At 48.2% G+C, this 5,058-nt stretch carries 9 protein-coding genes and 1 pseudogene; 6 read left to right on the forward strand and 4 right to left on the reverse strand.

Annotated features, from left to right (window positions below; all coding sequences use genetic code 11):
• The first annotated feature begins 20 nt into the window (after positions 1–20).
• Positions 21–311: a hypothetical protein gene (locus tag CKK19_RS25125; protein ID WP_032752120.1), complete on the forward strand. Its 291-nt coding sequence runs from the start codon at positions 21–23 to the stop codon at positions 309–311.
• Here the strand turns inward: CKK19_RS25125 and CKK19_RS25130 are convergent.
• Positions 301–504 carry a hypothetical protein gene (locus tag CKK19_RS25130; protein WP_013087123.1) on the reverse strand — a complete coding sequence of 68 codons (204 nt, stop codon included), beginning with the start codon at positions 502–504 and terminating at the stop codon, positions 301–303. The two genes, CKK19_RS25125 and CKK19_RS25130, sit on opposite strands and share 11 nt — an antisense overlap.
• Positions 505–1,111: 607 nt before the next feature.
• Between CKK19_RS25130 and CKK19_RS25135 the strand changes: the two genes are divergently transcribed.
• From CKK19_RS25135 to CKK19_RS25150, 4 genes are all read left to right on the forward strand, one after another.
• A complete protein-coding gene (locus tag CKK19_RS25135) occupies positions 1,112–1,399 on the forward strand; it encodes a hypothetical protein (protein WP_063854431.1) in 288 nt (95 codons plus the stop codon).
• A 57-nt stretch (positions 1,400–1,456) separates the two neighbouring features.
• The gene (locus CKK19_RS25140; RefSeq protein ID WP_063854433.1) at positions 1,457–1,849 is read left to right on the forward strand and encodes a hypothetical protein; all 393 of its coding nucleotides are present in this window, start codon (positions 1,457–1,459) and stop codon (positions 1,847–1,849) included.
• 23 nt (positions 1,850–1,872) lie between these two features.
• A complete protein-coding gene (locus tag CKK19_RS25145) occupies positions 1,873–2,379 on the forward strand; it encodes a M50 family metallopeptidase (RefSeq protein ID WP_063854435.1) in 507 nt (168 codons plus the stop codon).
• A gap of 144 nt (positions 2,380–2,523) precedes the next feature.
• Entirely contained in the window at positions 2,524–3,213 is a 690-nt protein-coding gene (locus CKK19_RS25150) for a site-specific integrase (RefSeq protein WP_225455266.1), read from the forward strand.
• Between the two features lie 109 nt (positions 3,214–3,322).
• Here CKK19_RS25150 and CKK19_RS25155 read toward each other — a convergent pair whose 3' ends face one another.
• Positions 3,323–3,628, reverse strand: a complete 306-nt coding sequence (locus tag CKK19_RS25155; protein WP_074174467.1) for a hypothetical protein — start codon at positions 3,626–3,628, stop codon at positions 3,323–3,325.
• Positions 3,625–4,251, reverse strand: a complete 627-nt coding sequence (locus CKK19_RS25160) for a ParA family plasmid-partitioning AAA ATPase (RefSeq protein ID WP_008502208.1) — start codon at positions 4,249–4,251, stop codon at positions 3,625–3,627. Before CKK19_RS25160 ends, CKK19_RS25155 begins: the two co-directional genes overlap by 4 nt.
• 232 nt (positions 4,252–4,483) lie before the next feature.
• On the opposite strand from CKK19_RS25160, the pseudogene CKK19_RS25165 reads away from it, so the two are divergent.
• Positions 4,484–4,810 (forward strand): annotated as a pseudogene (locus tag CKK19_RS25165) (hypothetical protein); the annotation flags it as partial.
• Positions 4,811–4,832: 22 nt separating this feature from the next.
• Here CKK19_RS25165 and CKK19_RS25170 read toward each other — a convergent pair.
• The coding region (locus CKK19_RS25170) for an integrase core domain-containing protein (RefSeq protein ID WP_225455265.1) at positions 4,833–5,058 on the reverse strand (226 nt) is incomplete at its 5' end.

Genomic DNA, 5,058 nt, shown 5'->3' on the forward strand with positions numbered 1-5,058 from the left:
CGATTTATTCAACAAAGCCTATGAACCCAGAAAACCAGCAACGTATACGGGAGATGATTGAATCCGGAGAATTTAACGGGTATACGCTGGTCAGCGGAGAAGACTGGCAGCTCCCCACGGCACGCGAAACTACCTTCGTTCGGGGGCTGATCCCCCTGACTGACATCCAGCTGGCCAACCGGCTGAATGTGGACGAACGTACCGTCCGCAAGTGGAAATCCGGCCAGACCCGGATGGTGTTCACCACATGGTGTTGCCTGTGCTGGCTGGCCGGGCTGGGGATGCTGCTGGATAACCTTCTCAGCGATTAAAGAGACGCTTCCAGATACGTCTGAGAATGAAGCGTCTCTGGTATCGCCAGCGGGAACGGTAGATATGGGGCAGGTCGTCATAGTTTTTCCAGAATAGGGTCCAGCCCTGATACCCTTTGTCCACTAAAAGGATGTAGCCGCCGGTACTGACGATGCCATATGCGATGGCGGTGAGGATGAGAAATACAGTCATACGATGTTCCTTATGTAAAACTGTATTTAGGAAATCTGATGCGGCCTTTAAGGCCGGTCTGTAAAAAAAACTGAAAAAAGTTTCTCTTTCCTTATAGTTGCCATTTAAGCCTCAGTCAGCCGTAAAATTTGCACTCCATGCAATAATCCCCAAATCACAACAATCCGCCTCTTTTCTTGATTCTGCTGCAATAATCCTTCTTTCTTTCTCCGCAGATCCGATTTCTGTTAGTTCCGGATCTTCCCGAGCCCCTCCGGGGCGCTCCAGCGCAGAAACACAAGATGTGCCACTCCGTCAGCTGCATTATCTTCTATATGTAGTGTTTACCCCCTGCCCCGTGACCGGCCGACAGGCTCCGGAAATGGGCGCTTTGCTTATTCCCTCACCGTGGTACACTTCCGGAAACCGTAAAATAACGGAAAAGTCGGATCACCATGAAACGGGCTTCCGGTAATTTAACAGCGTGGCTATATGGCTGCTTATTATCAGCGTGAAAATGATGACGGCAGGGAAAAATCATCCGGGTCACAGACACAAGGTGTGCCCAGCTGACTGTGCTGCGCGTCATAATTACTCTGAGTGATTATTTCAGCAGAAAGGTAATGCCATGGGCTATGAAGAACTGATCGACACTCTCATCAGTGAAGGTCATCAAAAGGTAACGCTGTTTTGCGGACGTCTGCGTACCGATGATGGATCGGCGGAGGTGCATTTTATTACCAGCGAAGATGGCGATACTGTTGCAAGGAATCTTCATGAGGCCGGAGGACACAGCGGGTGGACATTGTGCGACTGGCCTGTTTCACATTCTGCAGATTCGAATTTACAGGAAATCTGGCCGCTGGATTTAAGTAACCGCGAAGAGTCCCTTTCGCTACTGTGCTTTTTTAGCTGACAGTAGGCGGGATTTCTTAAAGACTGATTTTCAACAATCTCTTCAGGGGAGTTAACGATGGAAAAGACAGCGCATGCAACGATGATTGGGTTCAACCTCAGAACCGTTGCTGTGACACAGTCGCTGGAAGACTTCGGCGTGAAACGGGGCGAAGACGGCAAACTGATTTTTCCCCGACATTCAGATCCGCGTTTCCCGGTTGGTCGCATTCGCCGCAGCCTGGCCGCCTACGGCTGGCGCGGAGAGCGTCTGAAGCAGGAAGTGGAACGTATTACAACCGGACCGGCTCCCCGGGCGCTGGAGATTGAGGAGAGAAACGGCAGGGTGATTTATCCTTACGGCTGGGAAAAGAAGGAGCTGACGCGCGAAATGCGCCGGATGTTCCCACGCCGATCAGGACGCCGCGAGCTGATCATGATCGATGAGCTTCACCTGGCTTTTGGTGGATAGCGAAGAGGACTGAGAGTTTTATTATGAGTGATGGCATGACACTATTCTCGTTAGCATTCCTTGAGCATGTAGTGGACAGCCTGGGCTGGATGCTCCCTGTGTATCTGTATCTTATGAGCTTTTTATACACACTGTTTCATGAGTTAGGGCATGCACTAATGGCAGTATTACTGGGTACTCCAGTAACCCGCTTTCAGCTAGGCACTCCAGTGTTGTTCCGATTGCAGTTGGCCGGACTCCAACTGCAATTTGGTCCCTTCCTCGGCGGTTCAGTCAGTTATGCTTATGCTGATGATGCACACCGGTGGAAAGTTGCACTGGCAACGCTTAGTGGGCCGCTATTTCCCGTGCTGCTGTCTTTACCCGTTTTCGCCACTGCCGGCCTTCAGCCTCTAACAGTGATGTTGGGTCTGATCCTGTTAGTGCAAACACTCGCTAATCTCAACCCGTTCCTAAGACAAGCTGATGGCCATAAAGTGGTAATGCAGCTCTTTCTTATGATGAAGGGGGAAAAAAATCTTGATTCCTGATTTATTCGAAAGAGCCACGGCTATGTATTCAATGGTTAGATACACTTGAACGCTTCCCTACCTTCAATTCATGGGGAAATTACATCCAGACTGTCCCAGCTGCCGGTGGCCATTGACTACTCGGCTGCGCTGGCCCTGCGCCAGATGGCCCTCGTTCAGGACGAACTGCCGAAATACCTGCTGGCGCCGGAAGTGAGCGCCCTGCTCCATTACGTACCGGATCTGCACCGCAAGATGCTGTTTGCGACCCTGTGGAATACTGGTGCAAGGATTAATGAAGCGCTGGCCCTGACCCGGAGTGATTTTTCCCTCGTACCACCCTACCCGTTCGTGCAGCTGGCCACCCTCAAGCAGCGCACGGAGAAAGCGGCCAGAACAGCAGGCCGTGCGCCCGCGGGCAGTCAGTCGCATCGCCTGGTACCGCTTTCTGATGCGAACTATGTGAGCCAGCTGGAGATGATGGTGGCCACGCTGAAAATTCCGCTGGAGCGGCGCAACAGGCGAACCGGCAGAACGGATAAGGCACGCATCTGGGAGATCACGGACCGGACGGTCCGCACCTGGCTCAGCGAAGCGGTTGAAACGGCAGCAGCCGACGGGGTGACGTTCTCAGTGCCGGTGACACCGCACACGTTCCGTCACAGCTATGCCATGCACATGCTGTATGCCGGTATACCCCTGAAAGTATTGCAGAGCCTGATGGGTCATAAGTCCATCAGCTCGACGGAGGTGTATACGAAGGTGTTTGCGCTCGATGTGGCAGCACGGCACCGGGTGCAGTTCCAGATGCCGGGCGATGAGGCGGTGGCGTTGCTTAAAAAAATAGGTGGCTAAGAAAGCAATGTAACAAGATGGTAAGTTACCATCTTACCATCTTGTTAACTTATTAATGCCATCACTTCTAATTACCATCTTAATAAGTTAGTAACTTATTAAGTTAATATTATTTTAATCTAGACTTTTCAATCAGTTGAGAGATTTCCTCTCGTGATAAATTTACTAATGCCATCACTGCAGCTCTAACTACATCGGATCTATTGACTCTCCTGTTCCCTGATAACATCTCTTCCTTTATGACATTATCAATTGAGTTAAGATTCTCTTCAGCAAGAGAGATACTGACTGGTTTTGCTTTACTAGTCGCAGATTTATTACTTGGTTCATCTGGATTTTTTGCAGTGAGACCAGCTGTGCCTCCGTTTATAAACGAAGCTTCGTCCCTTGGCGGTGTTTGTGCTCTATTCCTCACAGAATGATCTCCTTAACCAGAGCTTCAATTTCTTCTTGGGCTTTGATGTTCTGTGTTTCAAAAATAGTCATTGATTCGGCCCAGGCATCCCTGTGAGCTTTTCTGTCACATACGCGAGCATTAGACAGATTCATTTCCGGAAAGTCTTTGAGAACATCCGCTGCCTGATTAGCTTCATTAACGAACATGTTAGTTGGTGTCATATTCAACACTAAATACCCACGTACCGACTCGTTGAAATCTTTAGCTGCAGTAAAAACAGAGCATGTGTGAGGAACGACATCCAAATCCATTTGGGATGGTCGTAAAGGGGAAATAAACACATCTGCAGCCATTAATCCGCTTCGCATCTCTGCACTGTCACGGCCAGCACAATCGGCGATAACAAAGTCATAAGATTTTTCATGCTCTTTTAGCATGGCTTTGATGTTGCCGGACGCTCCAGTCACAGGCATATGAGGCAAGTTCTCTGGTCGATTGTTATACCAGGTCAGCACTGATTTTTGATCGTCGGCATCTACAATAAGAACTCGCTTTCCTAGTGCCATAAGATATGCAGCGATGGATACTGCGAGCGTACTTTTACCTACTCCACCTTTTTGACTACCAAGAACAATGATCATATTCCGCACACCTTGTTTGTTATCTTGTTAAGATAATAGGATAACAAAAATTAATTTTCAATATGCCTCGGCATTGATATCTTGTTATCATATTAACTTGAGATGTTAGTAACTTCATTAAATTCAATAGACTATAAACAAAGACAATATGTTTACTATCTTAATAAGATGGTACGATAACAAGATATGATCTTGTTATCGTAATCACACTTTTGAGTGAAGGAGTAAATCAATGGACCTGGTGTGGAAAAAAAATCCAAGGGGAAGGCTTGAAAGGAAACTGAATCTGGCAGAGAGAGAGGCATTGCTGCATGTTTTCAGCAACGGGCGAAAACCCGCTCAGGCTGATTTACGTATAGCAAATTCTGTGCTTGAAGAAATGGACCGCCGTAAGTTGTGGTTAAAATGTGATTGCGTCGAACATGACCCGAACATTGAAGGTCCTTTTAACTGCGAGGTTAACGTTGCCAGGTTACGCCACGTTAAGACGACAAGACTGCATGATGAACAGTGCCCTTTGTTCAGGCTAAAGAAAAGTAAGGATGCTGATAATGACCTGCCCCCACGATTAGATACAACACTCAGTTAGTAACGTCGGAATCTTCATTCTCAGAATGACCCTTTCTCCAGCCCGCTGCAAATTCAGACGGTGTCTGATAATTCAGCGTGGAGTGCGGGCGGCATTCGTTATAATCCTGCCGCCAGTCATTAATAATTTTCCTAGCATGAACGATATCGCTGAACCAGTGCTCATTCAAACATTCATCGCGAAATCGTCCGTTAAAGCTTGAAGTGGTCAACAAAAAC

The sequence above is a fragment of the Enterobacter sp. CCUG 70166 genome (assembly GCF_020224095.1).
Taxonomy (GTDB): Bacteria; Pseudomonadota; Gammaproteobacteria; order Enterobacterales; family Enterobacteriaceae; genus Enterobacter; species Enterobacter intestinihominis.